Annotated in this window: 18 protein-coding genes and 1 pseudogene; 14 read left to right on the forward strand and 5 right to left on the reverse strand. The window is 63.4% G+C overall.

Annotated elements, in window-relative coordinates; translation table 11 throughout:
• Nucleotides 1–31: 31 nt before the first annotated feature.
• The 10 genes from SHTP_RS00330 (at nucleotide 32) to SHTP_RS00375 (ending at nucleotide 10,237) form a co-directional block, all read left to right on the forward strand.
• The gene (locus tag SHTP_RS00330) at nucleotides 32–466 is read left to right on the forward strand and encodes a DUF5318 family protein (RefSeq protein WP_172900493.1); all 435 of its coding nucleotides are present in this window, start codon (nucleotides 32–34) and stop codon (nucleotides 464–466) included.
• On the forward strand, nucleotides 459–2,996 hold the full coding sequence (locus tag SHTP_RS00335; RefSeq protein ID WP_157756256.1) for a transglycosylase domain-containing protein: 2,538 nt from the start codon (nucleotides 459–461) through the stop codon (nucleotides 2,994–2,996). Before SHTP_RS00330 ends, SHTP_RS00335 begins: the two co-directional genes overlap by 8 nt.
• Nucleotides 2,993–4,633 carry a glycosyltransferase family 87 protein gene (locus SHTP_RS00340; protein ID WP_096369444.1) on the forward strand — a complete coding sequence of 547 codons (1,641 nt, stop codon included), beginning with the start codon at nucleotides 2,993–2,995 and terminating at the stop codon, nucleotides 4,631–4,633. Before SHTP_RS00335 ends, SHTP_RS00340 begins: the two co-directional genes overlap by 4 nt.
• Complete coding sequence (locus SHTP_RS00345) at nucleotides 4,633–5,271, forward strand: DJ-1/PfpI family protein (protein WP_096372240.1); 639 nt, start codon at nucleotides 4,633–4,635, stop codon at nucleotides 5,269–5,271. Before SHTP_RS00340 ends, SHTP_RS00345 begins: the two co-directional genes overlap by 1 nt.
• Before the next feature lie 123 nt (nucleotides 5,272–5,394).
• Nucleotides 5,395–5,685 carry a 30S ribosomal protein S6 gene (gene rpsF / locus SHTP_RS00350; RefSeq protein ID WP_011738469.1) on the forward strand — a complete coding sequence of 97 codons (291 nt, stop codon included), beginning with the start codon at nucleotides 5,395–5,397 and terminating at the stop codon, nucleotides 5,683–5,685.
• A 91-nt stretch (nucleotides 5,686–5,776) separates the two neighbouring features.
• Nucleotides 5,777–6,298, forward strand: a complete 522-nt coding sequence (locus SHTP_RS00355) for a single-stranded DNA-binding protein (RefSeq protein ID WP_020727597.1) — start codon at nucleotides 5,777–5,779, stop codon at nucleotides 6,296–6,298.
• Nucleotides 6,299–6,343: 45 nt separating this feature from the next.
• Nucleotides 6,344–6,598, forward strand: a complete 255-nt coding sequence (gene rpsR / locus SHTP_RS00360) for a 30S ribosomal protein S18 (RefSeq protein WP_011738471.1) — start codon at nucleotides 6,344–6,346, stop codon at nucleotides 6,596–6,598.
• A 42-nt stretch (nucleotides 6,599–6,640) separates the two neighbouring features.
• Nucleotides 6,641–7,099, forward strand: a complete 459-nt coding sequence (rplI, locus tag SHTP_RS00365; protein ID WP_096369445.1) for a 50S ribosomal protein L9 — start codon at nucleotides 6,641–6,643, stop codon at nucleotides 7,097–7,099.
• 531 nt (nucleotides 7,100–7,630) lie between these two features.
• The gene (gene dnaB / locus SHTP_RS00370; RefSeq protein ID WP_096369446.1) at nucleotides 7,631–9,013 is read left to right on the forward strand and encodes a replicative DNA helicase; all 1,383 of its coding nucleotides are present in this window, start codon (nucleotides 7,631–7,633) and stop codon (nucleotides 9,011–9,013) included.
• Nucleotides 9,014–9,577: 564 nt separating this feature from the next.
• The gene (locus SHTP_RS00375) at nucleotides 9,578–10,237 is read left to right on the forward strand and encodes a maleylpyruvate isomerase family mycothiol-dependent enzyme (RefSeq protein ID WP_020785417.1); all 660 of its coding nucleotides are present in this window, start codon (nucleotides 9,578–9,580) and stop codon (nucleotides 10,235–10,237) included.
• Nucleotides 10,238–10,365: 128 nt separating this feature from the next.
• Here SHTP_RS00375 and SHTP_RS00380 read toward each other — a convergent pair whose 3' ends face one another.
• A complete protein-coding gene (locus SHTP_RS00380) occupies nucleotides 10,366–11,145 on the reverse strand; it encodes an alpha/beta fold hydrolase (protein ID WP_096369447.1) in 780 nt (259 codons plus the stop codon).
• 90 nt (nucleotides 11,146–11,235) lie between these two features.
• On the opposite strand from SHTP_RS00380, the gene SHTP_RS00385 reads away from it, so the two are divergent.
• The gene (locus SHTP_RS00385) at nucleotides 11,236–13,002 is read left to right on the forward strand and encodes a GNAT family N-acetyltransferase (RefSeq protein ID WP_096369448.1); all 1,767 of its coding nucleotides are present in this window, start codon (nucleotides 11,236–11,238) and stop codon (nucleotides 13,000–13,002) included.
• A gap of 147 nt (nucleotides 13,003–13,149) precedes the next feature.
• Here the strand turns inward: SHTP_RS00385 and SHTP_RS00390 are convergent, their stop codons facing one another.
• Nucleotides 13,150–13,752: a TetR/AcrR family transcriptional regulator gene (locus tag SHTP_RS00390; protein ID WP_096369449.1), complete on the reverse strand. Its 603-nt coding sequence runs from the start codon at nucleotides 13,750–13,752 to the stop codon at nucleotides 13,150–13,152.
• A gap of 141 nt (nucleotides 13,753–13,893) precedes the next feature.
• Between SHTP_RS00390 and SHTP_RS00395 the strand changes: the two genes are divergently transcribed.
• Entirely contained in the window at nucleotides 13,894–14,553 is a 660-nt protein-coding gene (locus tag SHTP_RS00395) for a class I SAM-dependent methyltransferase (protein ID WP_096369450.1), read from the forward strand.
• Nucleotides 14,554–14,580: 27 nt separating this feature from the next.
• On the opposite strand, the pseudogene SHTP_RS00400 reads toward SHTP_RS00395, so the two are convergent.
• From SHTP_RS00400 to SHTP_RS00410, 3 genes and pseudogenes are all read right to left on the reverse strand, one after another.
• A pseudogene (locus SHTP_RS00400) lies at nucleotides 14,581–16,253 on the reverse strand (DHA2 family efflux MFS transporter permease subunit).
• 89 nt (nucleotides 16,254–16,342) lie between these two features.
• A complete protein-coding gene (locus SHTP_RS00405) occupies nucleotides 16,343–19,207 on the reverse strand; it encodes an MMPL/RND family transporter (RefSeq protein WP_096369451.1) in 2,865 nt (954 codons plus the stop codon).
• Nucleotides 19,204–19,641 carry an MmpS family transport accessory protein gene (locus SHTP_RS00410; RefSeq protein WP_012392098.1) on the reverse strand — a complete coding sequence of 146 codons (438 nt, stop codon included), beginning with the start codon at nucleotides 19,639–19,641 and terminating at the stop codon, nucleotides 19,204–19,206. Before SHTP_RS00410 ends, SHTP_RS00405 begins: the two co-directional genes overlap by 4 nt.
• Before the next feature lie 906 nt (nucleotides 19,642–20,547).
• Here SHTP_RS00410 and SHTP_RS00415 point away from each other — a divergent pair.
• Nucleotides 20,548–20,778, forward strand: coding sequence for an MbtH family protein (locus SHTP_RS00415; RefSeq protein WP_096372241.1), 231 nt, complete (start codon nucleotides 20,548–20,550; stop codon nucleotides 20,776–20,778).
• 162 nt (nucleotides 20,779–20,940) lie between these two features.
• On the forward strand, nucleotides 20,941–21,885 hold the full coding sequence (locus tag SHTP_RS28235) for a beta-ketoacyl synthase N-terminal-like domain-containing protein (protein ID WP_231991238.1): 945 nt from the start codon (nucleotides 20,941–20,943) through the stop codon (nucleotides 21,883–21,885).
• Nucleotides 21,886–21,887: the final 2 nt, after the last annotated feature.

A 21,887-nucleotide genomic window follows, 5' to 3' on the forward strand; every position in this document is an offset into this window, starting at 1 on the left:
GTGGTGCGGATCGCGACGTACTCTGGTCAGCGTGCGACTGCAGCGACAGGTAGTGGACTACGCGCTTCGGCGGCGCTCACTGCTGGCCGAGGTGTATTCGGGGCGCACCGGTGTTTCCGAGGTGTGCGACGCGAATCCCTATCTGCTGCGCGCGGCGAAGTTTCACGGGAAACAAAGTCAGGTGATCTGCCCGATCTGCCGTAAAGAGCAGCTCACGCTGGTGTCTTGGGTGTTCGGTGACCACCTGGGCCCGGTGTCGGGTTCGGCGCGTACCGCCGAAGAGTTGATCATGTTGACCACCCGGTTCTCCGAGTTCGCGGTGCACGTTGTGGAGGTGTGCCGCACCTGCAGTTGGAATCACCTGGTGAAGTCCTATGTCCTGGGTGCGGCACGTCCCGCACGTCCCCCGCGGGGAACCGGCGGCAAGCGCACGGCGCGCAATGGAGGCCGCACTGCCAGTGAGTAACGAAGGGCGCCACCACCAGCCGCCCAGCGACGCTCGGGGCGGTCCAGCGGGCGATGACATGGGCGGCCAATCCGGCAACGACGAACGGTCGCGTTCGGCGCCGGTTCCGCGTCGTGCGGTTCCTCCCGACGACAGGATGACCGCGATCATTCCTGCGGTGTCGGATCCTCGCTCAGCTCGCCACGCCGACCCGATCGAGGAAGTCAAGGCCGCCCTGGACAGTCCGCCCTCGACGCCCCTGCAGCGTGATCGACTCGATCAGGTCAAGGCCGCGCTCGACGCCCCGCCGACGCGGCCCATCCGCAGCCGGCGCAGCGGCGGTGGGCTTCCGCCCGATGGCGGGGCGCCTCCACCCGCGGGTCCCGCGGGGCCTTCAGGTCCAACAGGTCGCTCTCGCGCCCGGTCCCACCGGTCCACGACACAGCGCGACTGGCTGCGCCGGATCAACTGGAAATGGGTGCGGCGCTCGGCCTACCTGGCCGCGGCGGTGGTCATCCTGCTGCCCATCGTCACCTTCACCATGGCCTACTTCATCGTCGATGTGCCAAGGCCGGGCGACATCCGCACCAATCAGGTGTCCACGATCCTGGCTAGCGACGGCTCCGAGATCGCCAAGATCGTTCCCCCCGAAGGCAATCGGGTCGACGTCAACCTCAGTCAGGTGCCCGAGCATGTCCGCGCCGCGGTCATCGCCGCCGAAGACCGCGGCTTCTACTCCAACCCGGGGTTCTCCTTCAGCGGCTTCGCGCGAGCGATAAAGAACAACTTGTTCGGCGGTGACCTGCAAGGCGGCTCCACGATCACCCAGCAATACGTCAAGAACGCGTTGGTCGGCTCGGCGCAACACGGGTGGAGCGGCCTGATGCGCAAGGCCAAGGAACTCGTCATCGCCACCAAGATGTCGGGGGAGTGGTCCAAAGACGATGTCCTGCAGGCCTATCTCAACATCATCTACTTCGGCCGCGGCGCATACGGGATTTCGGCAGCGTCCAAGGCCTACTTCGACAAGCCGGTCGAGCAGCTCACCGTGTCGGAGGGAGCCCTGCTGGCGGCGTTGATTCGGCGGCCCTCCACGCTGGACCCGGCGGTGGATCCCGATGGGGCGCTGGCGCGCTGGAACTGGGTGGTCGACGGCATGGTGGATACCAAGGCGTTGTCCGCCAAAGACCGGGCCGAGCAGGTATTTCCCAGGACCGTGCCGCCGGATCAAGCCCGCGCGGCCAACCAGACCACCGGGCCCAACGGGCTGATCGAACGCCAGGTCACCAAAGAGTTGTTGGAGCTGTTCAACATCGATGAACAGACCCTGAACACGCAGGGGCTGCAGGTCACGACCACGATCGATGCCCAAGCGCAGCAGGCGGCCGAAAAGGCGGTAGCGAAATACCTCGACGGGCAGGATCCCGAGATGCGGGCCGCGGTGGTCTCCATCGACCCGCACAACGGGGCCGTGCGCGCCTATTACGGCGGCGACAACGCCAACGGGTTCGACTTCGCGCAGGCCGGGCTGCAGACGGGATCCTCGTTCAAGGTATTCGCCCTGGTGGCCGCCCTTGAACAGGGAATTGGCCTGGGCTATGACGTCGACAGTTCGCCACTGACGGTGGACGGCATCAAGATCACCAATGTCGAAGACGAGAGCTGCGGTACCTGCAACATCGCGCAGGCGCTCAAGATGTCGCTGAACACCTCCTACTACCGGCTGATGCTCAAACTGAAGGGCGGCCCGGAGGCCGTCGCCGACGCCGCGCACCAGGCCGGCATTGCCACCAGCTTCCCGGGCGTGCCCCACACGCTGTCCGAGGACGGCAAGGGCGGACCGCCCAACAACGGGATTGTGCTGGGCCAGTATCAGACCCGGGTGATCGACATGGCTTCGGCCTACGCCACGCTGGCCGCATCCGGGATCTATCACCGGCCACATTTCGTGCAGAAAGTCGTCAACGCCGACGGCCGGGTTCTCTTCGACGCCTCCACCGAAGACAACACCGGTGACCAGCGCATCCCCAAGGCGGTAGCCGACAACGTCACCGCGGCAATGGAACCCATTGCCGGATATTCGCGTGGTCACAACCTGGCCGGCGGCCGGCCGTCGGCCTCCAAGACCGGCACGGTGCAGTTGGGCGACACCAGCGCCAACCGAGACGCCTGGATGGTCGGTTACACCCCGTCACTGTCGACGGCCGTGTGGGTGGGAACGGTCAAGGGTGACGAGCCGTTGGTGACCGCCTCGGGCGCACCGATTTACGGCTCGGGCCTGCCGTCGGACATCTGGAAAGCCACCATGGACGGTGCATTGAAGGGCACCGAGGTCGAGAGCTTCCCCAAGCCCACCGAGATCGGCGGCTACGCCGGCGTGCCGGCACCGCCTCCACCTCCACCGGAGGCGCCGCCGCCCTCGGAGACCGTCATCCAGCCCACGGTCGAGATAGCGCCCGGGATCACGATTCCCGTCGGGCCGCCAACCACCATCACTCTTGCTCCCCCTCCGCCACCAGGGGCGCCACCCGCCGACAATCCGCCACCGTGACGGACGCACGGACACCACGTTGCGCCACCTCGCCCGAACCGCTAGCCAGGGATCTGCGTAGCGCCGACTATCGCGATTTCCCCAGCCGCACTGATGTTTTGGGGTCCGCGCTGGCGGGTGTGATCGGTGGACCGGTAGGCCGCCACGCGCTGATCGGTCGCGCCCGATTCATGACCCCGGTGCGGGTGATGTTCTTGATGGCCTTGGTTTTTCTGGCGCTCGGATGGTCAACCAAGGCGGCCTGTCTACAGACCACCGGCACCGGTCCGGGCGACGAGCGGGTAGCCAACTGGGACAACCAGCGTGCCTACTACGAACTGTGCTATTCCGATACGGTGCCGCTCTACGGGGCCGAACTGTTGAATCAGGGCAAATTCCCGTACAAGTCGAGCTGGATCGAGACCAACGGCGAAGGTACTCCCCAGATTCAGTACGACGGCCGAATTGCGGTGCGCTACATGGAATACCCGGTTTTGACCGGGGTCTACCAGTACCTGTCGATGGCGCTGGCCAAGACCTACACCGCATTGAGCAAGGTGGCCCCCTTGCCGGTGATCGCCGAAGTGGTGATGTTCTTCAATGCCGCGGCCTTGGGTCTGGCACTGGCCTGGCTGGCCACCGTCTGGGCCACCGCCGGGCTGGCGGGCCGACGGATCTGGGACGCGGCCCTGGTGGCGGCCTCACCGTTGGTGATCTTTCAGATATTCACCAATTTTGATGCGCTGGCAACGGCATTCGCGATGGGTGGCCTGCTGGCCTGGGCGCGACGCAAACCATGGCTGAGTGGTGTGCTGATCGGATTGGGCGCTGCTGCCAAGTTGTATCCGCTGCTGTTCCTGGGCGTGCTGGCGGTGCTGGGTATCCGGTCCGGACGATTCGGTGGCGTGCTGCGCGCCACGCTGGCGACCGCGGCAACCTGGCTGATGGTGAATCTGCCGGTCATGGTGCTCTATCCGCGGGGCTGGTCGGAGTTCTTCCGGCTCAACACCCGGCGCGGCGAAGACATGGATTCGCTGTACAACGTCATCAAGTCGTTCACCGGCTGGCGCGGTTTCGATCCCTCGCTGGGCTTCTGGGAGCCGCCGGTGGTGCTCAACACCGTGGTCACGGCGCTGTTTGGGCTGGCCTGTGCGGCCATTGTCTACATTGCGCTCACCGCGCCGCGGCGGCCGCGGCTGGCCCAAGTTGCATTCCTGGTGGTCGCCGCCTTCTTGTTGACCAACAAGGTTTGGAGTCCGCAGTTCTCGCTGTGGCTGGTCCCGCTGGCCGTGCTGGCGCTGCCGCATCGACGGGTTCTGCTGGCGTGGATGACAATTGACGCACTGGTGTGGGTACCGCGGATGTATTACCTCTATGGCAATGCCAGCCGTTCGTTGCCCGAACAGTGGTTCACCACAACGGTGCTGCTCCGTGACATCGCGGTGATGGCGCTGTGTGCATTGGTGATTCGACAGATCTACCGGCCCGAGGAGGACTTGGTGCGTTGGGACGGCCGAATCGACGATCCGGCGGGGGGCACTTTTGATCGCGCCGCCGATGCTCCTCCAGGGTGGTTGCCGGGTTGGCTGCGCCCGGTGCATTCACGACGGGTGACGGTGGCGGCCGCGCCCGAACCGGTCACGGTGGGGGGCCGGTGATGCAGGTCGCGATCCCGGTGTTTCCCCGGTTCACCGCGTTGGACGCGGTTGGCCCCTATGAAGTTCTGCAACGGATTCCGTCGATCGATGTGGTGTTCATCGGGCACCAGCGTGGTGAGGTGCGCACCGAAAACGGCATGCTCGGCGTGACCTGCGATGCCACCTTCGACGAAGTCGATGCGCCCGATGTCGTGGCGTTTCCCGGTGGCATCGGCACTCGCGGACTGCTCGAAGACGAAACCATCCGCGGCTGGCTGCAGGCGGTGCACCCGCACACCAGATTCACCCCTTCGGTGTGTACCGGTGCGCTGCTGCTCGCCGCGGCCGGCTTGCTGGACGGATTGACCGCGACGACGCACTGGCGGGCCGCCGAACTGCTCAACGGGCTCGGTGCACGGTATGTGCCGCAACGAGTGGTCGAGCACCTGCCGCAACGGATCATCACCGCCGCCGGGGTGTCCAGCGGGATCGACATGGGATTGCGGCTGGTCGAGCTGCTGGTGGATCGCGAGGCCGCGCAGGCCACCCAACTGCTGATCGAGTACGACCCCGAGCCGCCGTTCGATGCCGGATCGCTGGCCAAGGCCGACGAAGGGGTCAGGGCCAGGGCGATCGAATTCCTCGACTCCCGCAAGTGAGCGGTCCATCCGATTTCGCAGGTTAAGCCGCGTCCGGTAGCCTGATGCGGTTGCCGACGCAGGCGACCCTTCTGCCGCGGAACTACCGTGGCCGTGCAGACCAGAGGAGGTGATGAGGTTCCCATGCGTCCATACGAAATCATGGTCATCCTTGACCCAACGCTCGACGAACGTACTGTTGCCCCGTCCCTGGAGACGTTCTTGAATGTCATCCGGAAAGACGGCGGAACGGTCGACAAGGTCGACATCTGGGGCCGGCGGCGCCTGGCCTACGAAATCGCCAAGCACGCCGAAGGCATCTACGCCGTCATCGACGTGAAGGCCGCCCCGGCGACGGTATCTGAGCTCGACCGCCAGCTGAGCCTGAACGAGTCGGTGTTGCGCACCAAGGTGATGCGCGCCGACAAGCGCTGACTGTCCGCTGTCAGCGCCGTTGCATAGGCTCGTGTGCAGGCTCGCTACGACATGCTCATGACTACCCGCCAGGCGGATCCAGGAGGAAATTGTGGCTGGTGACACCACTATCACCGTTGTTGGAAACCTGACCGCTGACCCCGAATTGCGTTTTACGCCATCGGGTGCGGCCGTCGCGAATTTCACCGTGGCTTCCACGCCGCGGATCTATGACCGCCAAAGCGGTGAGTGGAAGGACGGCGAGGCGCTGTTCCTGCGCTGCAACATCTGGCGTGAGGCCGCTGAGAACGTCGCAGAAAGCCTTACCCGGGGAGCGCGCGTGATTGTCAGCGGGCGGCTCAAGCAGCGGTCCTTCGAAACCCGTGAGGGCGAGAAGCGCACCGTCGTCGAGGTCGAGGTCGAGGAGATCGGACCGTCGCTTCGGTACGCCACCGCCAAGGTCAACAAGGCCAGCCGCGGCGGCGGTGGTGGCGGCTTCGGCGGTGGCGGTGGCGGTGGCGGTGGGGCGCGTCAGGCGCCCGCGCAGGCCAGCAGCCCGGCAGGGGGCGACGACCCGTGGGGCAGTGCCCCGGCATCGGGTTCGTTCGGCGGCGACGACGAACCGCCCTTCTGAACCAACAGAATTTCAGACCAGTAAGAAACGGAAAGAAACAGACACATGGCCAAGTCCAACAAGCGTCGTCCGGCTCCGGAGAAGCCGGTCAAGACGCGCAAATGCGTCTTTTGCGCCAAGAAAGACCAAGCAATCGACTACAAGGACACCGCGCTGCTGCGGACCTACATCAGTGAGCGCGGCAAGATCCGTGCCCGCCGGGTCACCGGCAACTGTGTGCAGCACCAGCGTGACATCGCCCTGGCGGTGAAGAACGCTCGCGAGGTCGCGTTGCTGCCCTTCACCTCGTCGGCGCGGTAATCGACGGTAATCGCTGAAAGCCCAACGAAAGTACGTATAACGATGAAGCTGATACTGACGGCTGACGTCGACCACCTCGGTTCCGTCGGCGACACAGTCGAGGTCAAGGACGGGTACGGCCGCAACTTCCTACTACCGCGCGGGATGGCGATCGTCGCCTCGCGAGGTGCGCAGAAGCAGGCCGATGAGATCCGCCGGTCCCGCGAGACCAAGGCGGTACGCGACCGCGAACACGCCAACGAGATCAAGACCGCCATCCAGGCGCTCGGCTCGGTCGCGTTGCCGGTGAAGACGGCTGTCGACTCCGGCAAGCTGTTCGGCTCGGTCACCGCTGGTGACGTCGTGGCCGCCATCAAGAAGGCGGGCGGGCCGAACCTCGACAAGCGGATCGTGCGGCTGCCCAAGGCCCACATCAAGGCGGTGGGCACCCATCCCGTGGTGATGCATTTGCACCCCGAGATCGAGGTGGAGCTCTCCGTCGACGTGGTCGCGGAAAGTTAGCCCGCACTAACAAGCAATGTCCCCGGTGGCGGCCAGTGGCCGCCACCGGGTTTTGTGCTGCTCGGAACCATATCCGAGATAGCTGGGAAGCGCGATGCGGCGGCGCCCGGCTGGCGAACTTTCCAGAGCATGGTTTCGGACGTGCCTCGTTACCACTGATTAACTTGGGGAAAATCTCGGCGAAAACCAACACGCCCGACGCAGTAACCTGACCCGACACGCCGAAGAGATTCTTGTCCACACTGAATGTCTGGCGTTGGATAGCGGTCACCTGCAGTGATGTATAGAAGGTCGGCCTTGATCCACAGGTTTTCCACACCCCCCTCAACACCGGCGTCAATGGATATGCACACACGATGCACAGGTTCATAAACAGCAGGCACTTGGAGTACTCGCCAGCAACGTCTAGCATCGTCCCGTCGCAAGACGATGGGTGTGTGGGAGTGGGGGTTGTCGGTGCGGTGACTTACGCTCTGAAACTCAGCGATCGAATGTACGTTCGGATGCTTATTTCGGAGGAGGTGAGAGCCAATGGCTGTCGTTGACGACCTCGCGCACTCGGACAACATGGATGCCCCGTCGCCGAGTGAAGACTTCGGCCGGCAGCCGCCGCAGGATCTCGCCGCGGAGCAGTCGGTGCTGGGCGGGATGCTGTTGAGCAAGGACGCCGTCGCCGATGTGCTGGAGCGGCTGCGGCCCGGTGACTTCTACCGCCCGGCTCACCAGAACATTTATGACGCCATTCTGGATCTCTATGGGCGCGGGGAGCCGGCCGACGCGGTGACGGTGGCCGCCGAGTTGGATCGACGCGGCCTGCTGCGGCGTATCGGCGGTGCGCCCTATTTGCACACCCTGATCTCAACGGTGCCGACCGCCGCCAACGCCGGCTACTACGCGGGCATCGTCGGCGAGAAGGCGCTGCTGCGCCGTCTGGTGGAGGCCGGCACGCGGGTGGTGCAATACGGCTATGCCGGTGCCGAGGGCGCCGATGTGGCCGAGGTGGTCGACCGCGCGCAGGCCGAGATCTACGACGTCGCCGATCGGCGGCTGTCCGAGGATTTCGTGCCGCTGGAAGATCTGCTGCAGCCAACGATGGACGAGATCGACGCCATCGCTTCCAACGGTGGGATCTCGCGCGGTGTGCCGACCGGATTCACCGAACTCGATGAGGTGACCAACGGCCTGCACCCGGGGCAGATGATCATCGTCGCGGCGCGGCCGGGTGTGGGCAAGTCCACGTTGGGCCTGGACTTCATGCGCTCCTGCTCGATCAAGCACCAGATGGCCAGCGTCATCTTCTCGCTGGAAATGAGCAAGACCGAGATCGTGATGCGATTGCTGTCAGCGGAGGCGAAAATCAAACTCACCGACATGCGTTCGGGCCGGATGACCGACGATGACTGGACCCGGCTGGCGCGTCGGATGAGCGAGATCAGCGAGGCGCCGCTGTATATCGATGACTCGCCGAACCTGACCACGATGGAGATCCGGGCCAAGGCGCGCAGACTGCGCCAGAAGGCGAACCTGAAGCTAGTGGTCGTCGACTATCTGCAGCTGATGATCTCCGGCAAGAAGCACGAGTCGCGGCAGGTGGAAGTCTCGGAGTTCTCCCGGCATCTGAAGCTCTTGGCCAAAGAGATCGAGGTCCCGGTGGTCGCGATCAGCCAGCTCAACCGTGGTCCCGAGCAACGTACCGACAAGAAGCCGATGCTTTCGGACCTGCGTGAGTCGGGCTCGCTGGAGCAGGACGCCGACATGGTCATTCTGCTCAACCGCCCGGATGCATTCGAGCGGGACGACCCACGTGGGGGAGAAGCGGATTTCATTCTGGCCAAGCACCGGAACGGTCCGACCAAGACGGTGACCGTCGCGCACCAGTTGCACCTGTCGCGCTTTGCCAACATGGCCAGATGAGCCGCGGCAGCTATTGGGTCTCACGGATCGTGGCGGAATCTCGCGCGCGATGGCGGATCCGCCAAGTTCGTGAAGCACGCCGGCGGGTCGACGAATCCGAGGGCCTCGCCCGCAGCCATGTGACGATCAGCTCACCGAAGCAGCTTGATTCCATTGCCGGGCCGAGGTGATCGCCCTGGGTCGCAATGGAGGCAATGCGTCGACCACCAGTGGCCCAGTGGACTGCGGCCAGGATCGACGAACTTGTCAACGCGGCTGAATCGAGGACTCGCTCGCCGGCGGCTGTGACTGCCATGGGACGTCCGCGCTCGATGCGCCCGATCTGCAGTGTCAGGGGGGCGATGAGTGATGGCTGTGCGCGGGGATGACAGGGAGCTTAGCGGCTCTGCGTGCCCAGCAGCCCAGTTGTTGTGCGGTAGGCGCGGCAGGCCGTACCCACGGCGAGGATGAAATCCGGGCTCGCTGCCCTCGCAGCGGCGTATCCGTGGCGTGAATTCCGCTGGCGCGCAGGGCAGGAGCACTTATCGGACGGCCACCGAGGGTCGGCGTGGCAGAGTTGATCCCGTGGACGGTCTCGAGATGGCCACCGCCGAGCGGACAGAGCTGGCCGATCTGCTGGCGACTTTGACGCCCGAGCAGTGGGAGGCGCAGTCATTGTGTGAGCGCTGGCGGGTGCGCGACGTGGTCGCTCATGTGATGAGCTTCGACGACGCCAGTCTGCTCGGCATGTTTGGCCGTGTCATCCGCGGTCGGATCATTGACGCCAACCAGGTGTGGGTCGACGAACTCGCATCGCTGAGCACCGAACAGCTGCTCGACCAACTGCGGGCTCGGCTGCGGCCGCGGGGGCTGGCCACGACCTTCGGAGGCCGGCTCGCGCTGCTCGACGTCACCATCCATCATCAAGACATCCGCCGCCCGCTCGGTCTGCCGCGCCAGATCCCGGCCGAACGGCTGCGTTGCGTGCTGGGTGACAGCCTGCGCACCCCCGAGCTGCCAGGGTGGCACCTGGCCCGCGGTGTACGCCTGACCACGAGCGACCTGGACTGGAGTCACGGCAGCGGACCAGAGCTGACCGGATCGGCGGAAGCCGTGCTGATGGCGGTCTCCGGTCGGCACAGTGCCATCGGGGAGCTGGCCGGCCCCGGGCAGCAGGTGCTGGCTCGGCGGCTCGCCCGCAGACAACGCCGGACCCATGATCGCGCGCGGTCTCGTCCGCGGTAGCAGTGAGAGCGGATCCGCCAATTCCGTGCGGCACGCGGGTTGTTCAATCCGACGAGCGCGTTGCGGTGACCCCCCTGGTGATGGCGCGGCTGGGGCGAGACGGCTCCTGACCTGAGCGCGCGGCGGTGTCAGCCTCTGCGGGCGACGTCTTGGCTGAGGATCTTGGGCCAGGTCTCGACATCGGCCGGGGTGTGCGCCACGGTGAGCGTCGACTGCGGCAGCAGTGCGGCAAGTGATTCCGCGGTCGACAGCGGATGCGCCGGGTCGTTGATCCAGGCCAGGATCGTGGTCGGCACATCGATTCGTGCCAGGGCTTCACTGGTGGGAAGGTCGCTGAGAGCCGCACCGCGAAACAGTGATGGCAGCAACGCATCGGCGACATCGGGAACTGTTTCGGGCGCGCCGACCGTGGCTGGTGGCGGAGTCGCCGCACGCCCCCAGGCGATGAATGCCCCGACTCCCTCGGTTTCGATGATCTCGGCCGCCACCCGGTAATTGGCGGCCTGCGCGGGCCGGGTGTGCCACGCGGTGGCCGGCACCATCAGCGTGAGACCGGCGAAGCGGTCCGGCTCGCGGGCGGCAGCGTGCAGCAGTGTGCCGGTACCCATGGATGGGCCGACCCCATGCACCTGTTCGCCGGGAAACCATTTGTCGAGCAGCCGTAGAAGATCCTCGGCAAGGCGTTCCCACCGGTAATCTTGGGGAACCTTGCGCCCGGTCGACTTGCCGTGGCCGCGTGCGTCGTAGCGCAGCAAGCGGGTCCCGCTGAGCCCCCTGCCGAGGTCAAGATTGAGCACCCGGTCACGCGCCCGGTTGGAGGTAAGTCCGTGCAGTTGAACTACCGGGTGACCACCTTCGTCGCTCAGCTCTACCGCAAGCTCTGCTCCCGGTACCACGAAAGTGGACATCGCGCGACTCTTTTCACGATCGGCCGACTCGTCCCGGAGCCGACCGCGCTGACTGAGCATTCAGGCTATCTGGGGCGTTAGGGTACCGCCATGCGGCTGACCAACGTGGCGCACTTGCGGCTACCGTTCGGACGACTCTGGGGCTATGACGTGTCGGTGTCTGACCTCGGTCGGCAGCTTCCGGTGTCTTTTGACCAGCGCATACACGTAGCCGCGGGTGCGCGACCCGGCTCCTGGATGGCTCTGTCCATTCGATTGCCGGCTGGGGTCAGCCGGCAATCGCTGGCCGATGCGTGGCTGGGCGTGATCGCCCGCCACGGCACTCTGCGAACGGCATTCACACTCGGGGCGGACGGCGATCCGCAGCTGCATGAGATCGATGTTCAACCCGGCAAGTGGGTCGAGCATGAGATCGCCGCGGGCCAGGAGGTCAACGACGCACTGCGAGTAGTTCTCAACGCGACGTGTTCGCCCTATCAGCGGCCCTCACATCGGCTCTGCGTGTTGGAGACTGCCGCCGGATTGACGGTGGTCATCGCTGCCGACCACGCACATGTGGACATGTGGTCGATGCTCGTGATTGCCCGGGACCTGTTGTCGATGCTCGCCGACGCGAGGACCGGACGTACGTCGTCTCTGCAGCCGCGGCCCGCGTTTGTGGTGCACACCCAAGCGCTACTGGACCGTCCCCCGGCGCCGGATCGCGTGTGTGCGCGGTGGGCCCAAATCATCAGCGACAGTGGTGGGGTCATGCCGCGGTTTCCGCTGCCGTTGGGTGAGTCTGGGCCGCATCCGGAACGCGTCGAAGTGCGTGATGTGTTCGATGTCGATGACGGCGCCGCGTTCGCCGCGCAGGCACGCAATGACGGCGTCTCGACGTTGGCACTCGCGGTGGTCGCCATGACTGCGGTAACCCGCGAGTTGGCGGGAGCGCCGCTGCGCGCAGTTTTCCCCGTGCACCGCCGATTTGAAGAAAAGTGGCACGACTCGGTCGGCTGGTTCATCACCAATTCGGTGCTGGAGTCCGCGGTCGTCGAGCCGAACGCCGCGGCCGCCGCCGTCAAAGAAGCGGTGCAGCTTGGTTCCTGGCCACTCGCCGACGTACTGGCTCCGTGGGGCGGAATGCCAATGGCGCCTGGCATGTTCGCCATCTCCTGGCTGGACCAACTTAGACTTCCGGTGCGCATCGACTCGGTCGGACTCGACGCCCAGTATGTGAGCGCGAGGATCCACACCGACGGCGTCATGCTCTGGTTCATTCAGGACGAATCCGGCCTGCATCTGCGATGCCGCTACCCAGATACCGCGGAGGCGCGAACCAACGTGGGGTCCTGGCTGGACCTGCTGGTGGCGCGCCTGCAGGCACTGGCGCAGTCCTCGGTGCGAGGACTGTTGCGGGTAGCAGGGCGCACCTTCCGGGTGCAGCGCGCGACGCGCGAACACGTGGGAGTGATCGCCGAGCTGCTCTCCGACGACGAATTCGGTCAGGATCGCGAAGGCGCCGGACTCGAACGCTACGAGGCGGCCTACGACGTCCTCGTTCGCAACCGATCCAACTATCTCGGAGTCGTCCTGAACGGTTCCGACATGGTCGTCGCGACCGTGCAATTGACCATCATTCCCGGCCTGTCCCGCGGCGGCGCCACTCGGCTGCAGATCGAGGGATTACGGGTCGCCAAAGCCGAACGCGCACAGGGCCTCGGTACCGCACTCGTCGAGTGGGCACACAACTACGGCCGAGCTCACGGGGCGCAGTTGGCGCAGGTGACCACGGACGAGGCACGCGAAAGGGCTCGGGCGTTCTATCGCCGGCTCGGGTACCACGCTGCCCACGTCGGGCTGAAACGCACCATCTGAGTCCGGTGTCTGCGCTCGTGCTCGGTGGGGTTCTTGAAGACACCGGTGCGACCAGCGATTCTTCGATGACATGCGCCACGATCCGCAGCAAGGCTGCGTCGCCATGTCAGGGGGCGCGAGGGTAGCTCCGAGGTCCTATTCACCCGGTCATTCGGGGTCGATCAACGAGCGCAGCAGCGGTGTAACAAGTCGCAGGATGTCGTCGATGTCGGCGTTGACCAAATCGGGCATCCGCAGAATGAACCGCTGGCTGGCGATGCCCATCAAGATGGCGCCGGCCACCGCGGCACGCAGCCTGGCGTCGGTGGCGTCGATGGTGGCCGCTACCGCGTCCACGCCCTGCGTGGTGATGTGCCTGCGCAGGATGTCAGCGGCGTCTTCGCTGGTCATGCTGGTGCGCAGCAGCACGGCCATGGGGCTATTGGGATCGGCGGCCCAGGCAGTAAGCATGGCGCGTGCGTAGTTTTCGGTCGTTTGCCCCGCGTCGTCGGTGCTCAGTTCGGCCACCGGGATGTCCCAATGCACGGCTTCGTGAAACAGCGCCTGCTTGGTGCCGAAGTATTTGATGATCGAGGACTTGTCCACGCCCGCAGCGGCGGCGATGCCCCGTATCGTGGCGCGTTCGTAGCCGACCTCGGCGAAGACAGTGCGAGCGGCATCGAGGATGCGCCGCCGGGTCCGTTGCCCCTTGCGTTCGGTGCTCGGTACGGATTCGACGGGGCCTTCGGGAACCTGTTCTCCGATAGTCACCAGTGCCTCTTCCGCGTCGTTGTGTGAGCGATTATGCCCCGGATCAGCAAAAGTAGACAATCGGTGCGAAATCGCCCACCCTTGCGGAAGGCCCCTACGTGGCCGTCAGACCGAAGAAACCCGCTAGGGAAGGACCCCCACGTGACAGAACCGCGGATGGATTGGGACAGCGCCTACCGGCAAGACGTTCGGCCGCCCTGGAGCATCGGTGCACCGCAGCCGGAACTGGCCGCTCTCATCGAAGGGGGCAAGGTGCGCAGCGAGGTTCTCGACGCTGGATGCGGGGAGGCTGAACTGTCCCTTGCGCTTGCCGCGCAAGGGTATTCGGTCGTGGGCCTCGACGCCAGCGCGACCGCCATCGCCACCGCCAGTGCGGCGGCGGCCGAGCGAGGACTGACCACGGCCACCTTCGCTGCGGCCGATGTCACTGCCTTCGACGGATACGACGGCAGGTTCAACACGGTGATGGACAGCGGATTACTGCACGCCCTGCCCGTGCAGCGCCGCCAGGCCTACGTGCAGGCCATCCACCGGGCGGCGGCTCCGGGTGCGGGACTGTTCATCCTGGCGTTTGCCCAGCGGCCATTTGGCGATGGGATGCCAGGTCCTAACGGTTTCACCGCCGAAGAGCTGCGCGACACGGTGGCAACGCAATGGACCGTCGATGAAGTGCGCCCGGCCACGCTCTATGCCAATGATGTGCAGCTGGCGGCGGGGTCTGCGCCGAGTGTCGAGGCGCAGCGAGACGACAAGGGCCGATTGATGTTCCCGGGATTTCTTCTCCTCGCGCACAAGGGCTGAGGATGACTGAGCCACCCGAGAACGCATTCACCCCGGACGCCCACGGGCCGCCATCTCAGGGAACTCCGGGTCTATGGGCTCACGCAATGGGGCCGACGTGATGGCGGCCCTCATGGGCAGAAACACCGCAGGGAGAAAAGTCACTAGCATGACCACGCTGGCGTATACGAACACCACGGTGTACGCCTGAGACAGGTCGTGCAACAGGTTGGCCCCATAATCGGGATTGAGGGTTCGCGGCGGTATCTGCGAAGGGGCCAGGGGGATCCCCCGTCTGGTCGCGCTTTCGTTAAGGGCTTCGAGGCGGTTCGCCGCGGCAATGTTGGCGCTGCGATTGAACTGGCTGGTCAGTATGACCGACATCAGTGCGGTGCTTGCCGAGGCGGACAGCTGTTGATTGACGCTAACCAGGGTCGAACCCCGCGCGATTTGGTGCGGGGCCAGGGTCTGCACCGCCACCGTGGTGAGTTGCAGCATGATGGAGCCTATGCCCATACTCACGATCGTCAGCCCGATAAGCAGGGTGGGTACGTAAGCGGCGTGCTCGGCGGCGCCGAACGCGAGAGTGCCCATGCCAACGCTGATCAGCGTTACGCCGCCCAACACCACCTTGCCGGCGCCGTGTCTGTCCATCAAGACGCCGGAGGTCGGTATGGTCACCGCGGCACCGAGCCCAAGCGGAATCATGTGTATGCCGACCTGCAACGGTGTTTCACGCAACAGCTCCTGAAAGTAACTTGGCACCAGCAGCACGGCGCCGGAAAACCCCGCGGCGACAAAGACTATCGTCGCATTGGCGACGGTCACCACCCGGTTCCTGAACAGCCGCAGATCTATCAGCGGACGGTCGGCGCGATAGAGAGCATGAAAGACGAAGGCGCCCATCAGAACCAGCCCGGCGGTCGCCGGTATCAAGACATGGCGATCAGCTACGGTCCCGCGGGCTGGAACAGTCGACAATCCGTAGAGAAATGTTGCCAGCCCGGGTGACAGTAGCAGCATGCCGACTATGTCGAGGGTTTCTGACGGTGCTGTGTGATCTCCGGGAAACGCGATGGCTGCAAGGGCTACGTGATCAAGCCGATCGGCACATTGATCCAGAAAATCCACTGCCACCCGTAGTCGTCGATGAGCCAGCCGCCGAGTATCGGCCCAGCCATCGGGCCAAGTAGTAGCGGTATGCCCATCACCGACATGAGCCGAGCGAGTCGGTTGGGGCCCGCCTCGCGAGCCAAGATGGTAATGACCAGTGGCATCAATATGCCGCCACCACCGCCCTGAACCGCGCGGAAGATGATCAGACACGCGATGTTCGGGGCGACAGCGCACAACACTGAACCTAGGGTGAACCCCAACACCGAAATCATGAAGAGTCGCTTGGTGCCGATCCGGTCGGCCGCCCAGCCTGACAACGGGATAGCCGCGGCTTCGGTCAGTGTGTAGGCGGTCACCGTCCAAGCGACGACGGCTTGATTTGAGCCAAAGGTGACGATCAGACTGCGCTGCGCGACACTGACGGCAGTATTGGCCAAATTCACTGCGACCGAAGCGAACACGCAGATTCCAGCAATCCGAAGCAGCGAACCGTCGAGTCTATCGGCGTGGCGCTCTCCCGCCGCCACTGAACTCCCCGTGCTCCCAGCGGGCCGTCCCGGCAGATTATGTTGCAACGCGGTAGCTTTCGCAGGAGTGGTATTCATCGGCAGCCGCTATACGCACGGCCTGGACAGCATCGGACCACCCAGGTTCGGCGGCTCGGTAGCGTGAACCAACATCGAATGACGCCCGGCTACACGCGCGCCGCTGCCGGCTCTTGCGAGACGGACGTGAGTAGTCGCTGACGCGTTAGCCGAGGGGGCCGTGAGCGGATGTTTAGTGGCCACCAGAACCAGCGGCCGAGTAGCGCGGCGATAGATGGGGTCATCAAGGAGCGCACAATCAACGTATCGAACAGCAGACCCAGGCCGATGGTGATCCCGATCTGGCCTATCACAATCAGATCGCTGACCGCCATGGACGCCATCGTCAAGGCAAACACCAGGCCGGCCGACGTCACTACCTTGCCAGTACCGCCCATCGCCCGGATGATTCCGGTCTTTATCCCGGCCCCGACTTCCTCCTTGAGCCGGGATACCAGCAGTAGGTTGTAATCGGAGCCCACGGCCAATAGAACGATGACGGACATCGCGAGCACGAGCCAATGCAGTTCGATGCGGAGCAGGTGTTGCCACAGCAACACCGAGAGACCAAACGATACGCCTAGCGATAGCGCAACGGTTCCCACGATCACTAACGCCGCGACGAAACCTCGCGTGATAAGTAGCATGATGATGAAAATCAGGCACAGCGACGAAAGCCCCGCAATTATCAGAACGTATTTCGAGCCGTCGGCTATGTCTTTGTAGACCGCGGCGGTACCGGTGAGGTAGATCTGGGCGTCCTCCAACGGGGTACCCTTGAGCGCCTCCGCCGCCGCGATATTTATCGCGGAGATGCTCGATATGTCCTCGTATCCCGCCGCGTTTCCTCTGTGAAAGATAAATAGCCGGGCCGCCTTCCCATCTTGGGACAAAAACATCTTCATTCCCCTTTTGAAATCGGGGTTGTTAAAAACCTCTGGAGGCAGGTAGAACGAATCGTCGTTCTTAGCGGCGTCGAATGCTTGGCCCATCGCAGTCCAGTTCTTGCTCAATTCATCCATCTGATCGTAGATCCCGGACATCGTGCTGTGCATTGTCAGAATCAATGTCCGCATACCCTCCATGTTTTGGATCATCTGCGGAAATGTCGCAACGACCTGAGGGAGAATCCGATCCATGTCGGTTAGGCCTCCCGTGAGGGTGGTGAGCTGTTCGGAAACCTGGTCGACGCCGTCGAGGGCATCAAATATCGACCTTAGCGACCAGCAGATAGGGATGTCCGCACAGTGTTTCTCCCAGTAAAAATAGCTCCGAATAGGCCGCCATGTGTCTTCGAAGTCCGCGATGTGGTCACGCAATTCGTCGGTGACGCTCTTCATTTCGAGCGTATCGCCCACCATTCGATGCGTAGTTTTCGACATCTGCAGTATCAGATCGTAGGTCCGCTTCATTAGCGCGATAGTGCTCGTCAGCTGGCCCGCCTGCGTCAGCATGTCGTTCATGCGGTCGCGCTGGTATTTCATGTTTTGCAGCTGACCCGCATTCTGCATGCTGATCTGGAACGGTAGCGACGTATGCTCGATGGGCGTGCCCTTGGGCCGAGTTATCGCCTGTACTCGGGAGATTCCCGGCACATGAAAGATGCCTTTGGCCAACTTGTCCAAGACCAGGAAGTCCGCAGAATTCCTCATATCGTGGTCGGCGACGATCAGCAAGACGTCCGGCTTCATTCGGGACGGAGGAAAGTGACGATTTGCCGCGGCGTATCCAGCATTGGCCGGGATGTTGTCTGGCACATAGGTCTGGTCGTCGTAATTTGTCTGATACCCGGGCAGGGCGATCAGGCCAACCAGTGAGACGGCACAGGTTGCCGTCAGGATGGGAGCGGGCCACCGTACGACAGCGGTGCCAATCCGGCGCCAGCCGCGCGTCTTGATCTTCCGCTTCGGATCGAACAATCCGAAGCGGCTGCCCAATGCGAGAACTGCTGGGCCCATCGTCAGCGCGGCGACGACCGCAACCAGCATGCCTGCGGCACAAGGGATCCCCATGCTCTGGAAATAGGGCATCCGCGTGAAGGTCAGGCAATACATCGCTCCGGCGATGGTCAGGCCGGAGCCTAAGATAACGGGAGCAACGCCTCGGTACATCGTGTAGAAGGCTGTTTCCGCGTCCTCGCCGGCCTGCCTAGCCTCCTGGTAGCGGCCGATGATGAATATGCTGTAGTCCGTACCGGCGGCGATGGCCATGGTTGTGAGCAAGTTAATGGCATAGGTCGACAAGCCAATAACCCCGTGCCACGCCAAAAAGGCGACGACTCCCCGCGCCGCTGTTAACTCGATTCCAACCGTAATGAGCAAAAGTGTCACGGTGACGATTGAGCGATAGACCAGCAGCAGCATGATGAAGATCACCAAGATACTTATCATCGTGACGATGACGAGTGATTTATCTCCGGTGCGACTCATATCGGCGGTGAGTGCCGACGGGCCGGTGACGTACACCTTTATGCCAGGAGGGGGCGGCGTGCGCGCCAGGATCTGCCGCACAGCCTCGAAGGACTGGTTGGCCAGCGGGCCCCCCATGTTGCCGGCGAGGTTCAGCTGCACATACGCGGCTTTGCCATCGGTGTTCTGCGCCCCTTCCGCCGTCAGCGGATCGCCCCAAAAATCCTGAATGTGCTGAACGTGCGTTGTATCGCTGCTCAACTGACGAACGAGGTTGTTGTAGTAGTAATGCGCGTTGTCACCCAGCGGCTGGTCGCCCTCCAAGAGGATCATCGCTGTGTTGTCGGAATCGGACTCCTTGAACAGCTCCCCGATGCGCCTCATCGCAACCGCCGACAGGGCATCTCTGGGATTCATTGAAACCGAATGCAGCTGCCCAACCACCTCAAGTGGTGGCAAGCCCACAGTGAGATACGCACTCAGTGCAATCCAGCCGATGACGATGGGAATGGACAGCCTACGGATCGCGCAGGAAAGCGACTGCCGCACTGGGCGTTTGATGGTCACGCCGACTTTACTATGCAGAAGGTGTACGCGTTGACTTCTTGTGATATTCGCTCGGCCTTGATGACGCCGTCTACGATTATTCGGCAGCCCAATCTGTTGCTATCACCCTGCGCCACAATGTTTCCCGTCAGTGATGCCGACGTTGACTTGATTTCCAGCGACCAGGGCAGATGCGCTCCATCAACCCGGCGCGGCTGGGCGTTGACGTCGAAATAGTCGATATCGGCGACCGTTCCAGCTGGCCCGAAGATTTCATACGTCAGCTGTTTTGGGTTGAAGGGTGTGGCGTCGTCACTGGAGCCGTCGGTATAGAGCTCGGGCTTTTGTGAACCGAAGAACCCGTGAACACGCGATACGCTGAATGCGGTGACGCCGACCACGGTGACGATCACCAGTGGGATCCAAAGTTTGCCAAGAATCTTGAGAGCTGTCATCAGTTCACCTAGCCGCAGTTCTGCTGTTCGAGGACCGCGTCAGTCGGGGGATTCTTCGGCGCGGTTCTGGGGATGAAAGATGGGACTTCGCGGGTGCGCCCTCCGCGTCGAAACCTGGTCGACGGCCGGAGCGGAGCGGCGCGACGGTCGCGAAGGTGGTGTGCTGGGTGATCGGCTCGCTGATCACTGGGGCCCCTAACGATCGGGATTGTTGTCAGCACTGATGTCTGGCTACCCACCTAGAAAACTGAAACCAATTCGCTTTTAGGCGTTAGGAATTCGTGCAGTTACTAGGTGCTGTAGTAGGTAGGGCGTCAATAGCGGGCTCAACCGTACTGTCGCCCTTGGGGGTTGGCAACCCCGCCGAAATTGCGTGAATCCTGTGAGTTGGCTTAATAGCCTTTCGGGCCGAGATTGATGGAATCGCAAGTCGGCGAACAAATGTGACGTGTACTCGCCTTTTCGGGCGGAAACCACCCCAGTGCTTGGGAAACGCGTCGCGCACCGGCACCCATGTGCGACAGGTACAACCGGCCCATGTTGGGGAAACGCCGTTCGTCGGTTGCCCGCAGTGAACGACCGCCGCGAGTCGTTCAGCTGCGGGTTTGTGAATACCTACCGGTAGGGAATTGGTCGCGGCCGCCGGCGGGGTTCGCGTATTCAATTGACTTGTAAAGCTATGTCGCACAACGTTTCAGGCGCTTTGCCGACTGCCGGTGGTGGCGACGAGATGTCGAGCCGACCGGTTGAGCTGCGGAGACTGCGGCCGCGGGCCGGCCTCATTACCCGCCCCGCCCTGGCTGACTCCTGTGAGTTCACTGGGAGGGGTTGCGAAAGCACTTGGGCGGGCGTGAAATATTCGCTTGGCGCCGACGTTAAAACGTCGACTCGAAAGTTGTAATGCTAATGACTATCAGTCCTTTTGACGACGATAATGGCGCATTCTTCGTTCTGGTCAACCACGAGGAGCAGCACAGCTTGTGGCCGACCTTCGCTGAGATCCCTGCCGGATGGCAAGTGGTCTATGGCGAGGAGGAGCGCACAAAGTGTCTGGCATATATCGATGAAAACTGGCCTGACATAGGGCCGAAGAGCCTCCGCGAGAAGCTGGCACGAGGTAGTCACGGCCACACCTGAGCCGCTGGCAAGCTCCCGAACCGAACTCGATCTGACGCGGTTCGCCAGGTTCGGTGACTCGGTGATGTCACGGCGAGGCTGGTCACGGCCTGACGGCCAATTTGTGGTCGCCGGCTGCCCGGTTCACCAAATTAGGGGACCCGCTCTAAGAAAGGCATTTCGATGGCAAGCCAAGAGAAACTTCACACCTATCTCAAGCAGGTCGTCTTGGAACTCGAGAAGACGCGTAGGCGTTTGCGCGAGGTTGAGATGGGGGCTCGGGAACCGATCGCAATCGTGGGTATGGCTTGCCGCTACCCGGGCGGGCTGGAGTCACCCGCAGATCTGTGGTCGGCCGTTGCCGAAGGCCGTGACCTGATTTCGGAGTGGCCGTCGGATCGGGGGTGGTACGGCGAGCCCTATTTCGACGGGGAGTCTCAGACCAGCAGGTTGGGCGCACCGATCGGGGGGTTTCTGGCCGATGTGAGCGCCTTCGACGCGGAGTTTTTCGGACTCAGTTCGAGTGAGGCCTTGGCGATGCATCCACATCAGCGGCTCGCGCTCGAATGCGCCTGGGAGGCGTTCGAGCGCGGGGGTATCGATCCCTCGAGCGTCCGAGGTAGCGACACCGGGGTCTTCCTAGGTGTTACGTCGATTCCGTACGAAACACTGGGCGCAGGGGTGGACGGCGATAGTCCACTGATGTTGGCGGGCCATATGACGAGTATGGCTGCGGGGCGAATTTCCTATCTTTTCGGGCTTGAGGGACCAGCCATGGCGCTGGATACCGCTTGCTCGTCGTCGCTGGTTGCGATTCATCAAGCCGTCGGATCATTGAGATCGGGTGAGTGCTCGATGGCGCTTGCCGGGGGCGCAGCGATCATGATGTCGCCACCGAGCTTCTTTGCCTTGGCGCAAGGCATGGCGTCGGCGAGCGACGCGCGGTGCAAGTCGTTTTCAGCGTCGGCCGACGGTGCCGGTTGGGGCGAAGGGTTGGGCCTGCTCCTGCTGGAGCGCCTGTCTGACGCCCGGCGAAATCAGCATCCGGTGTGGGCCGTGGTGCGCGGTAGCGCCGTCAAGCATGACGGCGCATCGAACGCTCCGCAGGCGCCCAACGGTCTTGCCTAGCA

It is taken from the genome of Mycobacterium ulcerans subsp. shinshuense (assembly GCF_002355775.1).
GTDB lineage: Bacteria > Actinomycetota > Actinomycetes > Mycobacteriales > Mycobacteriaceae > Mycobacterium > Mycobacterium marinum.

Coding starts and splice junctions, on each gene's coding strand:
- SHTP_RS28235 (WP_231991238.1), top strand. CDS start 20,941: ATGGCAAGCCAAGAGAAACTTCACACCTATCTCAAGCAGGTCGTCTTG.
- rplI (WP_096369445.1), top strand. CDS start 6,641: ATGAAGCTGATACTGACGGCTGACGTCGACCACCTCGGTTCCGTCGGC.
- SHTP_RS00345 (WP_096372240.1), top strand. CDS start 4,633: ATGCAGGTCGCGATCCCGGTGTTTCCCCGGTTCACCGCGTTGGACGCG.
- dnaB (WP_096369446.1), top strand. CDS start 7,631: ATGGCTGTCGTTGACGACCTCGCGCACTCGGACAACATGGATGCCCCG.
- SHTP_RS00410 (WP_012392098.1), bottom strand. CDS start 19,641: ATGACAGCTCTCAAGATTCTTGGCAAACTTTGGATCCCACTGGTGATC.
- SHTP_RS00380 (WP_096369447.1), bottom strand. CDS start 11,145: ATGTCCACTTTCGTGGTACCGGGAGCAGAGCTTGCGGTAGAGCTGAGC.
- SHTP_RS00385 (WP_096369448.1), top strand. CDS start 11,236: ATGCGGCTGACCAACGTGGCGCACTTGCGGCTACCGTTCGGACGACTC.
- rpsF (WP_011738469.1), top strand. CDS start 5,395: ATGCGTCCATACGAAATCATGGTCATCCTTGACCCAACGCTCGACGAA.
- SHTP_RS00415 (WP_096372241.1), top strand. CDS start 20,548: ATGACTATCAGTCCTTTTGACGACGATAATGGCGCATTCTTCGTTCTG.
- rpsR (WP_011738471.1), top strand. CDS start 6,344: ATGGCCAAGTCCAACAAGCGTCGTCCGGCTCCGGAGAAGCCGGTCAAG.